Origin of the sequence: Brachybacterium phenoliresistens, from assembly GCF_000576425.1 — a bacterium.
Lineage (GTDB): Bacteria > Actinomycetota > Actinomycetes > Actinomycetales > Dermabacteraceae > Brachybacterium > Brachybacterium phenoliresistens.
On the sequence record NZ_KK069999.1, the window covers coordinates 199,507 to 218,599 of the forward strand.

General features: G+C 72.5%; 15 protein-coding genes and 1 pseudogene. 13 read left to right on the forward strand and 3 right to left on the reverse strand.

Annotated elements, in window-relative coordinates; genetic code table 11:
* Window positions 1-11: 11 nt before the first annotated feature.
* Genes BF93_RS14335 through BF93_RS14350 form a run of 4 tightly spaced genes read left to right on the forward strand, consistent with a single transcriptional unit; the run spans window position 12 to window position 3,956 of the window.
* Window positions 12-1,412: an extracellular solute-binding protein gene (locus tag BF93_RS14335; RefSeq protein WP_038373521.1), complete on the forward strand. Its 1,401-nt coding sequence runs from the start codon at window positions 12-14 to the stop codon at window positions 1,410-1,412.
* Window positions 1,409-2,380 carry a carbohydrate ABC transporter permease gene (locus tag BF93_RS14340; RefSeq protein ID WP_232226446.1) on the forward strand — a complete coding sequence of 324 codons (972 nt, stop codon included), beginning with the start codon at window positions 1,409-1,411 and terminating at the stop codon, window positions 2,378-2,380. The genes BF93_RS14335 and BF93_RS14340 overlap by 4 nt, the downstream gene beginning before the upstream one ends.
* Entirely contained in the window at window positions 2,377-3,291 is a 915-nt protein-coding gene (locus tag BF93_RS14345; RefSeq protein WP_038373523.1) for a carbohydrate ABC transporter permease, read from the forward strand. The genes BF93_RS14340 and BF93_RS14345 overlap by 4 nt, the downstream gene beginning before the upstream one ends.
* Complete coding sequence (locus tag BF93_RS14350) at window positions 3,288-3,956, forward strand: DUF624 domain-containing protein (protein WP_038373524.1); 669 nt, start codon at window positions 3,288-3,290, stop codon at window positions 3,954-3,956. Before BF93_RS14345 ends, BF93_RS14350 begins: the two co-directional genes overlap by 4 nt.
* A 306-nt stretch (window positions 3,957-4,262) precedes the next feature.
* Here BF93_RS14350 and BF93_RS14355 read toward each other — a convergent pair whose 3' ends face one another.
* From BF93_RS14355 to BF93_RS14365, 3 genes are read right to left on the reverse strand one after another with little or no spacing between them, the layout of a single operon-like run.
* On the reverse strand, window positions 4,263-4,985 hold the full coding sequence (locus tag BF93_RS14355; RefSeq protein WP_038373526.1) for a rhamnogalacturonan acetylesterase: 723 nt from the start codon (window positions 4,983-4,985) through the stop codon (window positions 4,263-4,265).
* Window positions 4,982-6,985 carry a DUF6807 family protein gene (locus BF93_RS19100; RefSeq protein ID WP_051486993.1) on the reverse strand — a complete coding sequence of 668 codons (2,004 nt, stop codon included), beginning with the start codon at window positions 6,983-6,985 and terminating at the stop codon, window positions 4,982-4,984. The genes BF93_RS14355 and BF93_RS19100 overlap by 4 nt, the downstream gene beginning before the upstream one ends.
* The gene (locus BF93_RS14365; protein ID WP_038373527.1) at window positions 6,982-8,526 is read right to left on the reverse strand and encodes a glycoside hydrolase family 43 protein; all 1,545 of its coding nucleotides are present in this window, start codon (window positions 8,524-8,526) and stop codon (window positions 6,982-6,984) included. Before BF93_RS14365 ends, BF93_RS19100 begins: the two co-directional genes overlap by 4 nt.
* A gap of 391 nt (window positions 8,527-8,917) precedes the next feature.
* On the opposite strand from BF93_RS14365, the gene BF93_RS14370 reads away from it, so the two are divergent.
* The 9 genes and pseudogenes from BF93_RS14370 to BF93_RS19635 all read left to right on the forward strand — a co-directional run.
* Window positions 8,918-9,913, forward strand: a complete 996-nt coding sequence (locus BF93_RS14370) for an ABC transporter permease (RefSeq protein ID WP_084148570.1) — start codon at window positions 8,918-8,920, stop codon at window positions 9,911-9,913.
* A gap of 28 nt (window positions 9,914-9,941) precedes the next feature.
* Complete coding sequence (locus tag BF93_RS14375) at window positions 9,942-10,634, forward strand: YesL family protein (RefSeq protein WP_038373529.1); 693 nt, start codon at window positions 9,942-9,944, stop codon at window positions 10,632-10,634.
* A complete protein-coding gene (locus tag BF93_RS14380; RefSeq protein WP_051486994.1) occupies window positions 10,631-12,139 on the forward strand; it encodes an extracellular solute-binding protein in 1,509 nt (502 codons plus the stop codon). The genes BF93_RS14375 and BF93_RS14380 overlap by 4 nt, the downstream gene beginning before the upstream one ends.
* A gap of 49 nt (window positions 12,140-12,188) precedes the next feature.
* Window positions 12,189-13,700 (forward strand): extracellular solute-binding protein, encoded by a 1,512-nt coding sequence (locus BF93_RS14385; protein ID WP_038373530.1) that lies wholly within the window; start codon window positions 12,189-12,191, stop codon window positions 13,698-13,700.
* The gene (locus BF93_RS14390) at window positions 13,697-14,974 is read left to right on the forward strand and encodes a glycoside hydrolase family 28 protein (RefSeq protein WP_051486995.1); all 1,278 of its coding nucleotides are present in this window, start codon (window positions 13,697-13,699) and stop codon (window positions 14,972-14,974) included. Before BF93_RS14385 ends, BF93_RS14390 begins: the two co-directional genes overlap by 4 nt.
* Before the next feature lie 5 nt (window positions 14,975-14,979).
* On the forward strand, window positions 14,980-15,444 hold the full coding sequence (locus BF93_RS14395) for a DUF4064 domain-containing protein (protein ID WP_156954154.1): 465 nt from the start codon (window positions 14,980-14,982) through the stop codon (window positions 15,442-15,444).
* The gene (locus BF93_RS14400) at window positions 15,441-16,412 is read left to right on the forward strand and encodes a carbohydrate ABC transporter permease (protein ID WP_084148571.1); all 972 of its coding nucleotides are present in this window, start codon (window positions 15,441-15,443) and stop codon (window positions 16,410-16,412) included. Before BF93_RS14395 ends, BF93_RS14400 begins: the two co-directional genes overlap by 4 nt.
* A gap of 295 nt (window positions 16,413-16,707) precedes the next feature.
* Complete coding sequence (locus BF93_RS14405) at window positions 16,708-18,774, forward strand: pectinesterase family protein (RefSeq protein ID WP_038373532.1); 2,067 nt, start codon at window positions 16,708-16,710, stop codon at window positions 18,772-18,774.
* A 117-nt stretch (window positions 18,775-18,891) separates the two neighbouring features.
* Window positions 18,892-19,093: pseudogene (locus BF93_RS19635) on the forward strand (hypothetical protein); the annotation flags it as partial.

The window sequence follows — 19,093 nt, forward strand, 5'->3', positions numbered from 1 at the left end:
CAGGATCGACGATGGCGACGATCCGCCCGCGCACCGGCATCCGCCCGCCCGCGCCGCCCCGCGGCGCCCGCCCCTCGCGGCGGTCCCTGCTCGGGATCGCCGCGGCGGGGATCGCGCTGCCGCCCGCCCTGAGCGGCTGCAGCTACTTCACGGCCGACACCGACCCCGACGCCCTGCGCTTCACCTTCTGGGGCTCCCCCGAGGAGAAGGACGCCGTCACCTCGGTGATGGACATGTACACCGGCACCAGCGGCGTGACCACGGTGGCCGAGCACATCCCCGGCGACTACGCGACCAAGCTCAACGCCCTGGTCGCCGGGAACATCGAGCCCGATGCCGGCTACCTCCCCGAGGCCATGGCGATGCGCCTGGGCGCCGCCGGACGCATCGACGACCTCTTCGCGCAGGGCGACCGGTACCCGAAGCTGACCGGGCTCATGCCCAGCGCCGTCCACCAGTGGACGCCGGGGAGCGGGACCATGCAGAGCGCCGTCGAGGTGATCATGCTCTACATCGACCCGGAGGTCTGCGCGGCCGCCGGCGTCGCCCCGCCCACCCGGCTGGACGAGGCCTTCGACCCCGACGGCTTCGTCGCCGCGGCCGATGCCCTCACCGTGGACCGCGAGGGCCGCCACCCCTCCGAGGCGGGGTTCGCGCCGCACAGCATCGAGCGCTACGGCATTTCCGGCCTCTCCGGCACGCAGAGCCTGTACAACCTGCTGCACTCCAACGGCTGCCCGGTGTTCGACGAGGCGGGCACGCGCTCGCTGTTCTCCACCCCGGAGGCCGTCGAGGTGGTCACCTGGGTGCAGGAGCTCATCCACGAGCACCGGGTGATGCCCAGCCCCGCGCAGATGCAGTCCGTGGGCGGCGACGCCCCCGGCCAGCTGGGATCGGGACGCGTCGCCATGGTCTCGACCGGGCAGTGGGAGCTGCTGAACTTCACCGGCACCGAGATGCCCTACGACGTCGCCGTCCTGCCCAGCTTCGGGCAGCCGGCGGTGATGACGTACTCCGGCGCCAACGCCGTCTTCTCCTCCAGCCCGCGGCTCGAGGAGACCTGGGAGCTCATGAACATGCTCGCCGATCCGGAGGTGAACCCCCTGTTCACCAACGGCCTGTGGATGCCGGTGCAGGAGCACTGCTACCGCGACGAGGAGTTCATCGCCCGCTGGACCTCCGGGGAGGTGTACCCGCCCGGCTACCGGGAGGCGTGCATCGACGCCACCCGCGAGGCGGCGATCCCCTCCCCGCACTACTCCATCCGGGACTACGACCGCATCGACACCCAGATCGGCAACATCCTCTCGAGCGCCTGGTCGGGCGAGACGCCGGCGCGGGAGGCCTGCGCCGCCCTCGACTCCCAGCTCGAGGGGCTCCTGCAGGGCCGATACGAGGAGGCCGCGCTGTGAGCACCACGACCACCACCCCGCGGGCGGGAGCGGCGGCGCCCGCGCCCCCGCCGCCGGCCCCGCGGCGTCGCCGCCGCTCCGGCGTGGAGCGACTCGAGCGCCGCTGGGGCCCGCTCATGATCGCGCCCGTCGTCCTCGGGTTCCTGCTGTTCACGGTGGGGCCGATGATCGCCTCGGCCGTCATCGGCCTCACCGACTGGAGCATCGGCGGGACGCCCCGCTTCGTGGGGGTCGACAACTTCGTCGAGATCCTCACCGCGGACCCGTACTTCCCGATCTCCCTGCGCCGCACGTTCCTGTACGCGATCATCGCGGTGCCCGGCTCGATGCTGGTCGCCTTCGGGATCGCCGTGCTGCTGAACCAGGACGTGCGCGGCAAGGGCGTGCTGCGCACCATCTTCTACCTGCCGGTGCTGGTGCCGGCGGTGGCCAGCGCCGTGCTGTGGATGTGGATCTACAACCCCGACTTCGGGCTCGCCAACGCCGTGCTGCGGGCCGTCGGCCTGCCCACCTCCCTGTGGGTGTTCGGCGAGGGCTCGGCCGTGCCGTCGATCGCGCTGATGGCGGTGTGGGCCTGCGGCAACATGGCGCTCATCTTCGTGGCGGGCCTGCAGGGCGTGCCCCGCTCGCTGTACGAGGCGGCCGAGGTCGACGGCGCCGGCGCCTGGTACAAGCTGCGCCACGTCACCATCCCCTACCTCAGCCCGATCATCCTCTATAACCTCATCACCGGCATGATCGCCGCCTTCCAGGTCTTCGACCAGGCGTTCGTCATGACCGGCGGCGGCCCCAACAACGCGACCCTGTTCTACGTGCTCAACATCTACTACGCGGCCTTCCGCGACGGCCGCCTGGGCTATGCGAGCGCCCTGGCCTGGATCCTGTTCGTGATCGTCGTGATCATCACCGTCATCACCTTCCGCATCGCCCAGCGCGGCGTCTTCTACGAAGGAGGCCGAGCCCGATGAGCACGGTCACGAGCACCCCGCCGGCCCGCGCCGGCGCCCCCCGGTCCGCGCCCACGGGTCCGCAGGACGAGGCCCACCGCCGCATGCGGCGCATCGGCCGGATCGTCGTCCACGTCCTGCTCGCGCTGGGCGGCCTCGCCTCGCTGGCGCCGTTCCTGTGGCTGGTGCGCAGCGCCCTGATGACCGACGAGCAGATGTTCGCCTTCCCGCCCGAGTGGTGGCCCAGCCCCGTCGCCTGGGGCAACTTCTCGGGGGCGCTGCAGACCCAGCCGCTGGGCCTGTACCTCCTGAACACCCTGCTGCTCGAGGTCATCGTGGTGCCGGGGGTGCTGCTGTCGACGTCGCTGGCGGCCTTCTCCCTGGCGCGGATGCGCTGGCCCGGGCGCCGGATCGTGTTCGCCGCGCTCATGAGCAGCCTGTTGCTGCCCGGGGCGGCGACCCTCATCCCCACCTTCGTGCTGTGGCAGCAGCTGGGGGCGCTGAACACCTACTTCCCGCTGACGGTCCCGGCGATCCTCGGCGCCGGCGGGGCGTTCAACATCTTCCTCCTGCGCCAGTTCTTCCTGACCATCCCCAACGACCTCGACGACGCCGCGTACCTCGACGGGGCGAGCCCGCTGTACGTGTACTCCCGGATCGTCCTGCCGCTGTCCAAGCCGGCGCTGATCCTCGTGGGCGTGTTCACGTTCATGGCCACCTGGAACGACCTGTTCAACCCGCTGATCTACATCAGCGACTCGAGCAAGTACACCCTGGCTCTGGGCCTGGCCTCGTTCCAGTCCCTGTACAGCACCGAGTGGGGCTTCCTCATGGCCGCCTCGCTGATGGTGGTCGCCCCGGTGATCGTCGTGTTCTTCTTCGCCCAGCGCCACATCCTCGAGGGCGTCGTGCTGTCGGGGATGAAGGGATGAGCGCGGTGGCCGCGCCGCGGCGCTCCCGCGGGCGCGCCGAGGGCGGATGGACGATGCGGGAGGTCCTCGCCCGCGGGGCCGATGTGGTCGCGCTCGGCATCCTGTGGGCGCTGGCCTGCCTTCCGCTGCTCACGGTGCTCGTCGCGACGGCGGCGCTGTGCGCCGTGGTGCACGCCTGGCGGCGCGGGCTCCCGGTCTCCGTGCGCGGCGTCTTCGGCGCGGCCCTCCGGCGTGCGCTGGGAGCGGGGCTGCGCGGGCAGCTGGTCCTGCTGGCCCCGGCGGCCGTCGGCACGGTGGATCTGCTGTGGGTCGCGGCGACGTCGCCGCCGATGCTCCCCGCCGCGGCGGCGACGGCCGCCGGCGTGCTCGCCCTGGGCGGCAGCTGCGCGGTCGGCGCCCGGTTCTGCGCCCTGCTGGGCCGGGCGGCGCTCGAGGCCGATCGCGGAGAGCGGGACCCGCAGTCCCTGGGCCGCGCCCGGCCGATCCTGCGGGAGGCGGCCCTGGACTGCGCCGCGCACCCCGTCCGCACCGCCGGCGCGGTCGCCGCGATGGTCGTGGTCGCGACGGCAGTGCTGACCGTCCCGGTGCTGCTGCCGCTGGGCGCCGCCGCGCTGGCGATGATCGCCGCCGGCCCGCCCCGCGCCCGCGCCGCATCCCGCGCGTAGCCCGCGACGGGGCCCGTCCCCCGGGGCGGCCCCGAGAGGGAACCTCCAGAGGCGGGCCCGGGGCGGCACCTCCAGGGGCGGGTCCGGCGCGGCACCTCCGCAGGCGGCCCTCCGGAGGTGGCGCCCTCCGCGAGATGTCATTCTGCGTCGCTTCGGACCCCGTTGAAGCGACGCAGATTGACATCCCGCGGGAGGGCCGGGACGTTGCCGCCCGTCGGCGGGCTCGAACCGGTCAGGCCCGGTGGGTCCGGTCGGGCTCGTGGGGTCCGGTCGGGCCCGGTGGGTCGGGTGAGGCCCGAGGTCCGGTCAGGCCCGCTGGGCTGCAGGCACGGGCGCGAGGTCGGGCGCGAGCAGCGGGGCGAGCAGCGGGGCGACGCGGTCGGCGACGGCGATGGCCCCGTCGATCGAGAAGTGGGTGTCGTCGACCAGCCCGTCGGGCCGCAGGGGGCTCTCGCCCGGGGCCATCCGCCCGAACAGGCGCTGCGAGCCCTCCTCGCCCAGGTCCAGGATCAGCGCCCGGGTCTCGGCATGGAGGTCCAGGACCGGGACGTCGAGCGTGCGGCCCAGCTCGTGCACGGCGCGGGGGTAGTCGCCGTGGGTCTCGAGCAGGCGGCCCTCGGCGTAGTGGCGCCGGGCCACCGGGGTGCACAGCACGGGCTGCGCCCCGCGCTCGCGGACCTCGTGGACCATCTGCGCGAGGCGGGCGGTGTAGCCGCCGGCGGCGTCGAGGTCCGCGTGCTTCTGGTCGTTGTGGCCGAACTGGAGGATCACCGTGTCCCTCGCCGTCGTCCCGCCGAGCAGGGCGTCCCAGAGCCCCTCCTCCCGGTGGCTGCGGGTGGTGGCGCCGTTCCTGGCGAGGTCGACCACGTGCACGGGCCCCTCCCCCGCCGGGAGCAGGGCGTTCAGCGCCGCGCCCAGGTGCGCGCCCCAGCCGCACAGCGGGAACTCGGGGGCGACGTACGGGGCGACGGTCGAATCCCCGGCCAGCAGCACGCGGCGTCGGCGCGCGGGGCGCTCCGGGCCGCTCATCGGGCGCTCTCCGCGGCCGGGTCCTCGCTCGGCGCGGGGCAGGCGGCCAGCAGCCGGGCGACATCGGCGGCATCGGCCGCGCGGTCCAGCACCCCGGCGACGATGTCGAACTCGACCGAGCCGCCCAGGGGCAGCGAGTACGGGTGGTCCCAGGCGAGGGCGGAGCCGGCGCCGACGTAGTCGGTGGCGCGCACGAACCAGGGGTCCAGGCGCCCCTGGGCCTGCTCGTCCTGCACCAGGATCAGGCTGGTCCAGGCGTCGCCGTGGCGGCGCTGGATGATGACGTAGGCGCCGCGGGAGCCGTTGGCGGCGGCCTCGCCCTCGCCCTCCTCGACGAGCACACGGGTCTCGTCGGCATCGGGCAGGCGCCAGAAGAAGCCGCCGTAGCCGGCGCCCACGCGGCCGCGGTTCGCGGGGCTGGCGAAGGTGACGGGCTCGGCATCGGCCCGCAGACGGCTGCGCCAGCGCAGCGCCCAGCCCTCCTCCTCCGGCAGCAGGAACGCGCACAGGCGCCGCTGCTCGAGCAGCAGGTCGCGGCCGTCGTGGCCGTGCCATCGCACCGGCTGGAGGAGGTCGCGGCCGCCGGCCTCGACCTCGGCCGCGCCGAGCACCTGGCGGCCGTGGTTGGCCAGCAGGGTCGAGCCGCGGCCCTCGACGTAGGTGCGCCCGCCCCAGTAGGTGGTGCCGTTGACGTCGGGGCTGCACATGGACACGCCGTAGTGGTGGCGATGGTCGGTGGGGTTGGTGCCGGTCATGGCGATGCCGGCGAGGGTGCGCACGGGGTGCAGGTGCGGGCGGGGGCTGTGCACGGGCGTCATCCCCGCGCCGCTGGCCTGCGCGGCCACCAGGCGATCCCCCAGCCTGAGCGTCCATTCCTCGCCGTCGAGCTCCCAGCCGAGCCGCTGCCCGAGGGCGCCGTCGGCCGCGGCCGGAGCGCCCGGGGCGGCGCGGTCGCCGCCGAGCACGCGCGCCGGCGGGACCCGGCCGGTGCTGTCGCCGACCACGAGCTGCGGGGGCAGCACGAGATCGGGCTCGCTCATGCCGGGCAGCGTGCCGCCGCCCTCGGCCCCGCCGGTGATGCGACGCAGCAGCAGCGCCCAGGCCTCGGCGCCGATGTCGCGCTGGCGCTGGCCGACGGTGGTCAGCGAGGGCACCGCGAAGCGGGCGAGGTCGATCCCGTCGAAGCCGGTCACCGACACGTCCCCGGGGACGTTGACGCCGATCTCGTTGAGCCGGGCCAGCACCCCGAAGGCGACGAGGTCGTTGAAGGCGAGCAGCGCGGTCGCGCCCGAGGCGAGCGCGCCGTCGGCGGCCTGGTACCCGGCCGACATGCTCGAGCCGCAGTCCAGGGTGCGGATCCGGGCCCCGGGCACGCTCATGCTCGCCGTCTCCAGCGCCTGGCGACGGATCCGGTTGGCGACGCTCCCCTCGGGGCCGGACAGGAACAGGAAGTCCCGGTGCCCGTAGGCCTCGAGGTGCTCGATGAGCAGCGTCATGCCCTGGGCGTAGTCCACGCGGATGGTGGCCACGTCCGGCACGGTGGTGCGGCGGTTGATGAGGACCACCGGGGCGACCTGGGCGAGCAGCTCGCGCAGGGTCTCATCGCCGGTGCGCGGGGAGGCCACCACCACGGCGTCGCAGCGGTTGCGGGCCTCGCGCACGACCTCGGCCTCGCGGCGCACGTCCCCGGCCTCGGCGACCAGGACGCTGTAGCCGTCGCGCTCGGCGGCCTGCTGCAGCCCGCGCAGGATCGTCTGGAACATGGGGTTGCCGAGGTCCGGGACGACCAGGGCGATGGTCATGGTGCGCCCGGTGGACAGGTTCCGGGCGGTGAGGTTCGGGCGGTACTGCAGGCGCTCGGCGGCCTGGCGCACCCGCTCGCCGATGTCCGCCGCGACCGTGCTGCGGCCGTTGAGCACGCGCGAGACCGTCGCCCGGGAGACGCCCGCCTCCTCGGCGACCTGGGTGATCGTCGGCCCGCTTCCACCTCGCGGCATCATGCATCACGTCCTTCGCGTCGCACCTGGACGGGTCCGAAGCTCGCCGCCCGCGCGGAGAGGTCCTCGCGGACGGGCCCTGCACCGGCGGCGAACAGGCCGATCTCGGCGCCGATCCAGTGCCCTTCCATGGCCTGCCATTGTGTCAGCAGGGTGCGGCCCGCGCCGGTGATGCCGATGCGGCCGGCCGCGTCGACGTCCAGCCGCAGGTGGACGGACGTCTCCCGGCGCGGATCCGCGCTCAGGTCCACGGCGGCGACCTCGACCTCGTCGGCCTGGTCCGCGGCCATGGTCCGGGCCACCAGGCGCACCCCGGCGGGGCTGCGCTCCAGGCCCGCCCAGGCGTAGTTCCGCCCCAGCACGATCAACCCCGCGCGCTCGGCATCGGGCCCGACCTCCTGATCGGGGCCCAGGCCGGGCAGGGTCAGCTCGACCTCCCAGGTGCTGGGCCTGCCCGGGATCTGCTGGCCCAGCACGGCGCCGTGGTCGCGCAGGTCGCCGCGCGGGCTGGGGGCGAAGGCCAGCCGCAGGCGGCCGTCGCCGGCGAGGCGGGACCAGCCCGGCTGCGGGTTCGCCTGCCAGTGCCAGCGGGGGTGGAGGACCGTGGCGGAGAAGTCGTCGGAGCGGATCGGCTCGGTGTACTCCCCGCCGTCCTCGTCGACGGGGACGAGCGCGACGGGGCGGCCGCGCACGTCGTCGATCGGCTCGCCCATCCGCGGCCAGCCGTCCTCGCCCATGGTGACCGGCTGGACATGGACCACGCGGCCGAAGACGCCGCGGTCCTGGAAGTGGAGGAACCAGCGCGAGCCGTCCTCGTCCTCGACGAGGGCGCCCTGGTGCGGGCCGTTGACATCGCTGTCGCCCTGCTCGAGGACGATCCGGTGCTCGTAGGGGCCGTGCACGTCCGGGGCCCGGAAGACGACCTGGTGGCCGGTGGCGACCCCGCCCGCCGGGGCGTAGATCCAGGTCCAGCCGTCGTGGCGGTATGCCTTGGGCCCCTCGAGGGTCGTCATGCCCAGCGCGTCGCCGTCGATGATCACCTCGCCGGCGCCGAGCGGGGCGGTGAGGTCGGGGGCGACCTCGACGAGGGTGAGACGGTTCTTCACGCCGGCCCGGGAGCGCGCCCAGCCGTGGACGAGGTAGGCGCGGCCGTCCTCGTCCCACAGCGGGCAGGGGTCGATGAGCCCGCGGCCGGGCAGCAGGGTCCACGGCGCGCTCCAGGGGCCGGCGGGGTGCGGGGCCGAGAGCACGAGGATCCCGTGGTCGGGGTCGGGGTAGACGATGTAGTAGGTCCCGGCGTGCTCGCGGAGGCTGGGCGCCCACACCCCGCTGCCCCGGCGCGGCAGCGCGTAGTGGTCCTGCGGCGGCAGGGCCGGCAGGGCGTTGGTGACGTGCTCCCAGGTGACGAGATCCTCCGAGCGCAGCACCGGCAGCCCCGGAGCGCGGTGGAAGCTCGAGGCGATCATCCAGAACGCGCCCTCGGCACGGATGGCATCGGGGTCGGGCCAGTCCGCGTCGAGGACCGGGTTGGAACGGCGGTGCATGCTGACTCCTTCGCCAGGGGGTGCGGGGACCGCCGGCGCGGGCGTCCCGGGGGTGCCACGGCCGCGAGCGACGTGGGAAACGTACTCAGGAACCGGTTTCTCGCAGCGATCGGGACCGACTGTAGCAGGCGCCCGCGAGGCGGTCGAGAGCGGCCTCCGCACGCCCTCCAGATCGGCCCGACAGCTCCCTCCGCGACCGATATCGCATCGTGATCCCGTCGCTGACCTGCGCATTGACCGCATACAACGGGTCGACCTCCCCTTCGTCGGGCACCGGATCGCCGCGCGGCGTTGACATGACGCGGCCCACACCGCACACTGGTCGCCACACGGGAGACCGGTTTCTCATCGGCCCTGTGTTCCCGAACTCGACGAGGAGCAAGGAAGGCCGATGACGGCAGAGAGATCGATCGCGCCCCCCAGCGGTGCCGTCGCGACGACCCCCGCACCGACCGGGCGTCCGGACCGGCCCGCGCTGCGCGTCCGGCCCGTCCGCACCCGGATCTGGCAGCAGCGCACGCTGTACCTCATGGCGCTGCCGGGCATCGCCTACTTCCTGGTGTTCAAGTACGTCCCGATGGGCGGGCTGGTGATCGCCTTCCAGGACTACAAGCCGTTCCTCGGCATCCTGGAGAGCCCCTGGGTGGGGCTGGAGCACTTCGTGCGCCTGTTCACCGAGGACACCTTCTGGATGCTGCTGCGCAACACGCTGGTGCTCTCGCTGCTGCTGATGGTGATCTCGTTCCCGGTGCCGATCATCCTGGCGCTGCTGCTCAACGAGGTGCGCACCAAGCTCTTCCAGCGCAGCATCCAGACGATCATCTACATCCCCCACTTCATGTCGTGGGTGATCGTCGTGTCGATCTTCTACGTCATGCTCACCACCGACGGCGGGGCGATCAACGAGCTCATCGCCGCGCTCGGCGGGAAGCCGATCGGCTTCCTCACGGATCCGGACTGGCTGCGGCCGATGTACGTCTTCCAGCACATCTGGCGCACCGCCGGCTGGGGCACCATCGTCTACCTCGCCGCCCTGACCGCCGTGGACCCGAACCTCTACGAGGCCGCGGAGATCGACGGCGCCAACCGCTGGAAGCAGACCTGGCACATCACGCTGCCGGCGATCCGCGCGACCATCATCGTGCTGTTCATCCTGTCGATCGGCGACTTCCTGGAGCTCGGCTTCGAGCACATGTTCCTGCTGCTGAACTCGATGAACCGCGAGGTCGGCGAGATCTTCGATACGTACGTGTACACCGCCGGCATCCAGAACGGACAGCTGTCCTATGCGACCGCGGTGGGCCTGTTCAAGGGCCTGGTGGGGCTCATCCTCGTGATGATGGCGAACTCCCTGGCCAAGAAGCTCGGCGAGGAAGGCGTGTACTGACCGGCCCGCGCCGGCAGGAGGTGCCCCCATGCTCTTCTCCTTCGAACAGTTCGCGACCCTGAACCGCTGGCTCGGCGGGTTCTGGCGGATCATCTGGCTGAACGTGCTGTGGACGCTGGTGACCGTGCTCGGTCTGGGCGTGCTCGGGTTCGGCCCCGCCAGCTACGCCCTGGCCGCCTACCTGGACCGCTGGTTCCGCCACGGCGAGACCCCGCCGCCGGCCCGCGCCGTCTGGCGCAGCCTGCGCACCCAGGGCATCCGCCCGATGCTCATGGGCTGGGTGCTGCTGGGCGCCGGCGCCGTGATCGGCGTGAACCTGCTCAGCCTCACCGACTGGTACCTGCGGGCGGCGAACCTCGCGGCCCTCGGGGCCCTGCTGATGATCGGCTGCTTCGTCTTCTTCGTCATGGCCGCCACGGACGTGACCGGGATCCGCCGCCAGATCACCACGGCGCTGCTGCTGGGCATCGGCTCCCTGCACTGGAGCATCCTCGGCGCCGTCGGGGTCGCGATCAGCTGGGCGCTCATGCTCCGCTTCGCCGTCCCGCTGTTCCCCCTGCTCGGCATCGCCCTGCCCGCCGTCGCCGTCGCCGCGATCCTGCGCGGCGCGCTGCCGGCCCCCGACCAGAACGACACCCTGCGGCGCGACGACGCGTCCGCCTCCGGCCCGATCCGAACCGCGGACCGGGCAGCCCCCTCTCCGGAAGGAACCCCGGCATGATCCAGCGCAGAACCCTCCTGACGTCCCTGCCCGCCGCCGCGCTCGGCGCCGCCGCCCTCAGCGCCTGCGGCTCGGGAGGCTCCGGATCCGGCGGCTCCGGCGGCAGCGGCGGCACTCTCACCTGGATGTCGATGCTGCACACCCCCACCACGCCCGATGCCGACGGCCCCGTCATGACCGGCCTGGCGGAGCTCACCGGCGTCGACTTCGAGTTCCAGTGGGTGCCCGACGCCTCCAAGGAGGAGAAGATCAACGCGGCGCTCGCCTCCGGCTCGCTCGCGGACATCAACACCCTCAACCAGGGCATGGCCTCGGTGCGCGAGCCGCTGAAGTCCGGCCTGTTCTGGGACGTCGAGCCGCATCTGGCGGACTACCCGAACCTCGCCGCGATCGACCCGCGCATCATCGACGCGGCCCGCCTGGACGGCACGCTCTACGGCGTGCCCTTCCAGAAGCCGATGGCCCGCTACGGCGTGCTGGTGCGGCAGGACTGGCTGGACCGCCTGGGCCTGGAGGTCCCGCACACCATCGAGGAGCTCGAGGCGGTCGCGAAGGCCTTCGCCGAGGGCGATCCCACCGGCACCGGCGCGAAGGTCACCGGGTTCATCGACCGCCAGGAGAGCTTCGCGGTCGGCTTCCGCTCCCTGGCCGGCTACTTCGGCGCCGGGGACCGCTTCCAGCTGGACGAGGCCTCCGGCCAGCTGATCCCCGCCGCGATCAGCGAGCCGTGGAAGCAGGCCATGGAGTGGTACCGCGGCGTCTACGAGGCCGGCGGCGTGAACCAGGAGTTCGTGACCGTCCAGAAGCAGAACCAGCAGCAGGCCATCGCCCAGGACAAGGGCGGCATCGTCGTCACCGGCCTGTTCGAGGCCAAGAACTACGTGAGCCTCGCCGAGTCCATCTCCCCCGACACGGAGGTGCGCTGGACCCTGATCAACGACATCACCTACGCCGACGTCCCCCGCCGCATCGTGTCGGACACCTCCGGCGGCATGGGCGGTCTGATGGCCTTCAACTCCCGGACCCTCAAGAGCGAGGAGGACCTCGCCCGGGCCCTCACCCTCATCGACGCCCTCCTCGACGAGCCGGCCTTCCAGCTCATGACCAACGGCGTCGAGGGCACCCATTTCGAGCAGGACGCCGACGGGGTCATCAGCATCATCGACCAGACGGCCTGGGAGCAGCAGGTCCAGCCGTACTCGAGCTCACGCCCCTCCGACCAGGTGGTGCAGTACAAGTCCTCCAACGAGTACGTGAACCTCGCCAACCAGATGATGGCGGAGAACGACGAGTTCGCGGTCACGAACCCGGCCCAGTCCCTCTCCTCGGAGACCTACGACGCCCAGTGGTCCACGATCGAGCAGGGCCTGAACGACGCCTACAACACCTTCATCACCGGCCAGTCCACGATGGCCGACTACGAGGCGACCGTCGAGACCCTGCGCGGCCAGGGCCTGGACGACATCATCGCCGAGCTCACCGAGGCCTACGAGGCCGTGAACTGACGCCCGCGCGTCCCGCTCCGCCCGTCCCCCTCGCAGAAAGCAGCCCCCGATGATCTCTCGTCGACACGTCCTGTCCTCCCTCCCCCTGGCCGCCGCCGGCGCCGCCGGCCTGTCCGCCTGCGGCTCCGGGAGCTCCGGCGGCACCGGGGGCGACGGCTCCCGTCCCCTGACCTGGATGTCGGTGCTGCACACGCCGACCACCCCGCAGGCCGGCGGCCCGGTCGAGAAGGGCCTGCAGGAGAGCACCGGGCAGAGCTTCGAGCTCCAGTGGGTCCCGGCGGCGTCCTGGGAGGAGAAGATCAACGCGGTGCTCGCCTCCGGCGACATCGCCGACATCACCACCAACATCTCCTGGAACACCTCCTCCGTGCGCCAGGCGCTGAGCTCGGGGATGTTCTGGGAGGTCGAGGACCTCCTGGCCGACTACCCGAACCTCGCGGCGATCAACCCCACCACCCTGGACGCCGGCCGCATCGACGGCGTGCTCTACGGGGTGCCGATGGTCAAGGAGGTCGCGCGGTACGGCGTGCTGGTGCGGCAGGACTGGCTGGACCGGCTGGGCCTGGAGGTCCCGCACACCATCGAGGAGCTCGAGGCCGTGGCGAAGGCCTTCGCCGAGGGCGACCCCACCGGCACCGGCGCGAAGGTCACCGGGTTCATCGACCGCCAGGAGAGCTTCGGCGTCGCCTTCCGGACCCTGGCCGGCTACTTCGGGGCGGGCGACCGCTTCCAGCTGGACGAGGCCTCCGGCCAGCTGATCCCCGCCGCGATCAGCGAGCCGTGGAAGCAGGCCATGGAGTGGTACCGCGGCGTCTACGAGGCCGGCGGCGTGAACCAGGAGTTCATCACCACGCAGAAGCAGAACCAGCAGCAGGCGATCGCCCAGGACAAGGGCGGCATCGTCGTCACCGGCCTGTTCGAGGCCAAGAACTACGTGAGCCTCGCCGAGTCGATCAGCCCCGATACCGAGGTGCGGTGGACGCTGATCAACGACATCACCTACGCCGACGTCCCCCGCCGCATCGTCTCGGACACCAACGGCGGGATGGGCGGCCTGTTCTCCTTCTCCACGCGGACCCTGCCCGAGGAGGCCGATGTGCGAGGCGCCCTGGCGCTGATGGACGCCCTGCACGAGGAGCCGAACTTCCAGCTCATGACCAACGGCGTCGAGGGCACCCACTTCGCGTTCGACGACGAGGGGGCGCTCGAGATCATCGACCAGGCCCTGTGGGAGCAGCAGGTCCAGCCCTACAACGGCTCGCGGCCGTCGTACCTGGTGGAGCTGTACAAGTCCACCAACGACTACGTGAACCTCGCCCACGAGATGATGGCCGAGAACGAGGAGTTCGTCGTCACCAACCCCGCGCAGCAGCTGTCCTCCCCGACCTTCGACCGCTCGTGGTCCACCATCGAGCAGGCGCTCAGCGACTCGTACAGCACCTTCATCATGGGGCAGTCCACGATGGCCGACTACGAGGCCACCATCGAGACCCTGCGCGGCCAGGGCCTGGACGACGTCATCGCCGAGTACACCGAGGCCTACGAGGCGGTGCAGGGATGACGCTCCTGACCGCCGAGGCACCGGCCGCCGGCTCGCTCGTCACCGAGCAGCTCCAGCGGGAGATCGACGACGCCGCCGCCCGCGGCGGCGGGCGCGTGAGCGTGGGCCCCGGGGTGCACCGCACCGGCTCCCTGCGCCTGCGCTCCGGCGTCGAGCTGCACCTCGAGGCCGGCGCCCTGCTGCAGTTCGTCGCCCACCCCGACCTGTACCCGATCGTCACCGCCCGCTGGGAGGGCTCGCCCCGCGAGATCCACGCCCCCTGCCTGTACGCCCACGGCGAGCGCGACGTCGCGGTCACGGGGCTGGGCACCATCGACGGCGGGGGCCAGGCGTGGTGGGACGCCTTCCGCGACCCGGCGACCCGCCTGCCGAACCCGCGGCCCACGCTCATCGGCCTGCACGAGTGCGAGCGGGTGGTGGTGCGCGACGTGAGCCTGCGCAACTCCCCCGCCTGGACCGTGCACCCGGCCCTGTGCGACCAGGTCACCATCTCCGGGATCAGCATCCGCAACCCGGCGGACTCCCCCAACACCGACGGCATCGACCCCGAGTCCTGCCGCTCCGTGCGGATCCACGACTGCCACATCGACGTCGGCGACGACTGCATCGCCGTCAAGGCCGGCACCGAGCACGCCGGAACCCAGGTGGCCTGCGAGAACATCATCATCTCGCACTGCACGATGGTGCACGGGCACGGCGGGGTGGTCCTGGGCAGCGAGATGAGCGGCGACGTGCGCAACGTCGTCATCACCGGCTGCGTGTTCCAGTCCACGGATCGCGGGATCCGCCTGAAGACGCGCCGCGGCCGCGGGGGCGTCATCGAGAACCTGCGGGTGTCGAACATCGTCATGGACGACGTGCTGTGCCCGATCACCGTGAACCCGTTCTACTTCTGCGGCGAGGAGGGCAAGCTCCCCCACGTGGGCGACCGCGCGGCCCGCACGGTCGACGCGGGGACCCCGCGCATCCGCGGACTGCACCTGGCCCACCTCACTGCGACCCGCGTGCACGCCAGCGCCGGGCACGTGTTCGGGCTGCCGGAGGCGCCGCTCGTGGACCTCGCCATCGAGGACCTCTCGGTCTCCTTCGCGGCCGATGCCGCCCCGGGCACCCCGGAGATGGCCGCGGGCCTGGGCCCGGTCGCCCGGGAGGGGCTGCGCCTGGGGCACCTGCGCGGCGCGCACCTGGCGCGGATCCGCGTGCAGGGCGCCGCCGGGGAGGCCCTGGTCGCGCAGGACTGCCCGGATCTGCACGCCGAGGTGATCGAGAGGTGACCACCATGACCGACCGTCCCGCCCCGCGGCCGTCCGCCGACCCCGGGCCCGCCCCGCGGATGCGCCGCACCCTCGAGATCGTCCTGGTCTGCCTCGGCATCGCCGGGTCGCTGGTGCTCATGGGCGGCTTCACGCTCGTGATCAACACGATCGACCAGGCCACCTTCGCCGAGGCCGTGATGCCCTCGCTGGTGGGCGAGAGCGCCGGCGCGGCCGAGGCCTACGCCTCCGCCCGCACCCTCGCCGCCTGGTTCGGCATCTCCCTGGTGGTGCTGCTGCTGGTCAGCGCCGCCGGGCTGGCGCTGACCCGGATGCGGCCGCACCGCCGCAGCACCGGGCTGCTGTTCCTCGTGGCCGGGCTGGTGTGCCTGCTGGGCAGCCAGCTGGTCCTGTTCCCGATCGCATTCCTGTTCTTCGCGGCCGCCGCGCTGTTCGCGCTGCGTCCCGTTCCCGAGGGGAGCCTCCGATGACCTCCATCTCCGCTGATGCGACCCCTGTGGCCGTCCCGGACGCCGCGATCCGGCCCGAGGAGCCGCGGCCCGCGCCCCCGCGGCGGACCTCCCGCCCGGGCCGCCCCCGCACCCCCGGCGAGAAGGTCTTCGCGGTGGTCAACGGCGTGGTCCTGACCTCCTTCGCGCTGATCTGCCTGATCCCGTTCGTGCACGTGATCGGCAGCTCCTTCGCGACCCCCGGCGAGCTCGCGACCCGCAACTTCGTGCTGATCCCGCGCGAATGGTCGCTGGCGGCCTACCGCTACATCCTCTCCACGCCGACGATCTTCCGGGCCATGGGCGTCTCGGTGTTCGTCACCGTGGTCGGCACCTTCCTCAGCCTGCTGGTGACCTCGATGATGGCCTACGCCCTGTCCAAGCCCGGGCTGCTGGGCCGGCGCTGGATCAACTTCCTGGTCATCTTCACGATGCTGTTCAGCGGCGGCATGATCCCCACCTTCATCGTCGTCTCGAAGCTGGGGCTGCTGGACTCGCTGTGGTCGCTGATCCTGCCGGTGACCGTGAACGCCTTCAACCTCGTGATCATGCGGAACTTCTTCCAGGGCATCCCGGCGAGCCTCGAGGAGGCCGCGCGGATCGACGGCTGCAGCGAGGTGGGCGTGTTCGCCCGGATCGTGCTGCCGCTGTCCCTGGCCTCGATCGCGACCATCGGCCTGTTCTACGCCGTGACCTACTGGAACACGTACATGGGTGCCGTCCTGTTCATCAACGACTCCTCGAAGTGGCCGATCCAGGTGCTGCTGCGCCAGGTCGTCATCGTCTCCAGCGGCATGAACGCCGATGCCACCGTCGTGGACGTCGTCCCGCCCGCCCAGAGCGTGAAGATGGCCGTCATCGCCGTGGCGACCTTCCCGATGCTCATGGTCTACCCCTTCGTCCAGCGCTTCTTCGTCAAGGGCGCCATGATCGGCTCCGTCAAGGGCTGATCGACGAAGGCTCCGGCCGGAGGAGGTGCGAGGAACGAGCGCCTCCGCAGGCCGGTGCCGAGGAGATCAGCCAGAGGAGCAGGGCTGACCCGCCGCCGCGCCCCGCCCCAGCCCAGAGCCCCAGCCCCAGCCCAGAGACCCAGCTCCGGTCCCGAGCCCCAGCCCCGGTCCTCCGGGACCGCTCGTCGTCCCCTCCCCTCCGCGCCGCGCCTCGCTCGCCGCGCGCAGCGCCGCGCCCCGCGGCGCCCCCGCCCTTCCCCACCACCCCAGATGGACCGACAGATCAAGGAAGATCATGCATTCCATTGCCCGCCGTCACCTCCCTGTCCTCCTCGGAGCCGCCGCCGGGGGCGCCGCCCTCACGGCATCGGCCCTCACCGCCCGTCCCGCCCAGGCCGACCCCGGGGACGACACCGCCTCGCAGGCCCGCGGACTGCTGCGCCGCATGCGCGTGGACCAGGACGCGACCACGGCCGACGGGCCCGTCTGGTCGCCGCTCGCGACGGGCTTCGCCGGGGTGCCCGGCGAGGGCCTGCCCGACGGCGCCGTCGGCGGGCTCGGCGGCGAGATCATCACCGTGACCACCGCGGCGCAGCTCGCCGAGGCGATCGCCCGGACCGAGCCGACCGTCGTCCTCGTCGACGGCTCCTTGACCATCGAGCCCTTCGGGGCGAACCTCAAGATCGCGGGCGACACGAGCATCCTCGGGGTGGGCCGCGGCGCGGAGATCGTCGGCGGTGGGCTCCACCTGGACCGGGTGAGCAACGTCGTGATCCGCAACCTCACGTTCCGCGACTCCTACGTCGCCGGGGACTGGGACGGGAAGTTCGACGACAACGACAACGACGGCATCCGCGTGGACACCTCGCGCCACGTGTGGATCGACCACTGCGAGTTCGCGCGCCTCGGCGACGGGCAGGTCGACATCCGCAAGGACTCGCGCGAGGTCACCGTCTCCTGGTCGATCTTCCGCGACCACAACAAGACCCTCGGCGTGGGCTGGACGGACAACGTCGTCACCACGCTGACGCTGCACCATCTGTGGTTCTCCAGCACCTACCAGCGCAATGCGAGCATCGACAACGTCCTGCACGGGCACGTGTACAGCTGCCTGCTGCAGGGCCAGACCCACTACGGGATGATGTCGCGCGGCGCCTCGTCGCTGCTGGTCGAGCAGTGCGTGTTCGAGGACGGCGAGGACGCCCTGGTCGCGAAGGACCCGGACTCGCGCATCGACTCGCGCCACAACCGCTTCACCGCGATCCGCGGGCGCAAGGACCACACCGGGGCGACCTTCGAGGCCTCCGACCACTACGCCTATGTCGCCGACTCCCGCGACGAGGTCCCCGCCCTCGTGCCCGCGCACGCCGGGCCGCACGCCCGGAAGGAGAGGACCGGCCGGCGGATCCGGGTCGCCCTGGACGGCAGCGGGGACGTGGCGAGCATCGGCGCGGCCGTCGGCGCCGCCTGGCGCAGCCCCCACCCCGTGGAGATCGTCGTCGAGCCCGGGATCTACCGGGAGGTGGTCCGGGTCTGGCCGGGCTGCGAGGGCCTCGTGATCCGCGGCGCCACCGGCGAGGCGACCGACGTGGTGCTCACCTACGACCTCGCGGCCGGGACGGACAAGTTCTACGGCGGCGACTTCGGCGGCACCGGCGCGGCGACCCTCGCGGTGCTCTCGGGCGATGTCACCGTCCGGGACCTCACCGTCGAGAACGGCTACGACGAGGCGCTGCACGGCGGGTCGCAGGCGCAGGCCCTGCGCACCGTCGGCGATCGGATCGTGCTGGACGGGGTGCGGCTGCTGGGCAACCAGGACACCTTCCTCGGCGAGTCCGTCTCCAAGGGGGTCGTGGCCCGCGTGTACGTGCGCGACTCCTTCGTCGAGGGCGACGTGGACTTCATCTACGGCCGGGCCACGATGGTCTTCGACGGCTGCGAGATCCGCTCCTACGACCGCGGCGCCGGCCCCGGCGGCAACAACGGCTACGTCGCCGCCCCGGCGACCGCGCAGGACACCTTCGGGATCCTGTTCACCGGCTGCGAGTTCACCTCCTCCGCGGCCGATGGGACCGTGCACCTGGGCCGGCCCTGGCATCCCTCCAGCGACCCGAACGTCGAGCCGTCCTGCGTGGTGCGCGACTCCCACCTGGGCGCGCACATCCGCACGCCCGCCTGGTCGGACATGAGCGGCTGGCCCTGGCAGGACGACTTCCTGCGCGAGCACGCCAACACCGGCCCCGGGGCGGTGCCCGCCGGCGGGGACACGACCGGCCGCCCGCAGCTGACGCCCGAGGAGGCCGCCGTCCACACCCGCGAGACCTACCTGCGCGGCGACGACGACTGGACGCCCTGGGCCTGACCGGCCATCGGGCCGGCGCTCCCCCGGGAACGCCGGCCCGCCCCCACCCTGAGAAGACCCGACGAGACCCGAGAAGACCCGAGAAGACCCGAGAAGACCCGACGATCAAGGACGATCATGAGCCCCGCTCCCTCCTCCCCTGCCTCCTCTTCCTCCGACTCCGTCCCCGCCCCCGCCCTGACCCGCCGGCGGTTCCATGCCCTGCTCGGCTCCGCGGCCGGTGCCGCCGCCCTCGCCGCGAGCGCCGCACCGGCCCTCGCCGCGCCGGCGGCGCCCGCGGGCCCGGACCCGGCCGGCGGCCCCCGCGCGACGGCGCAGG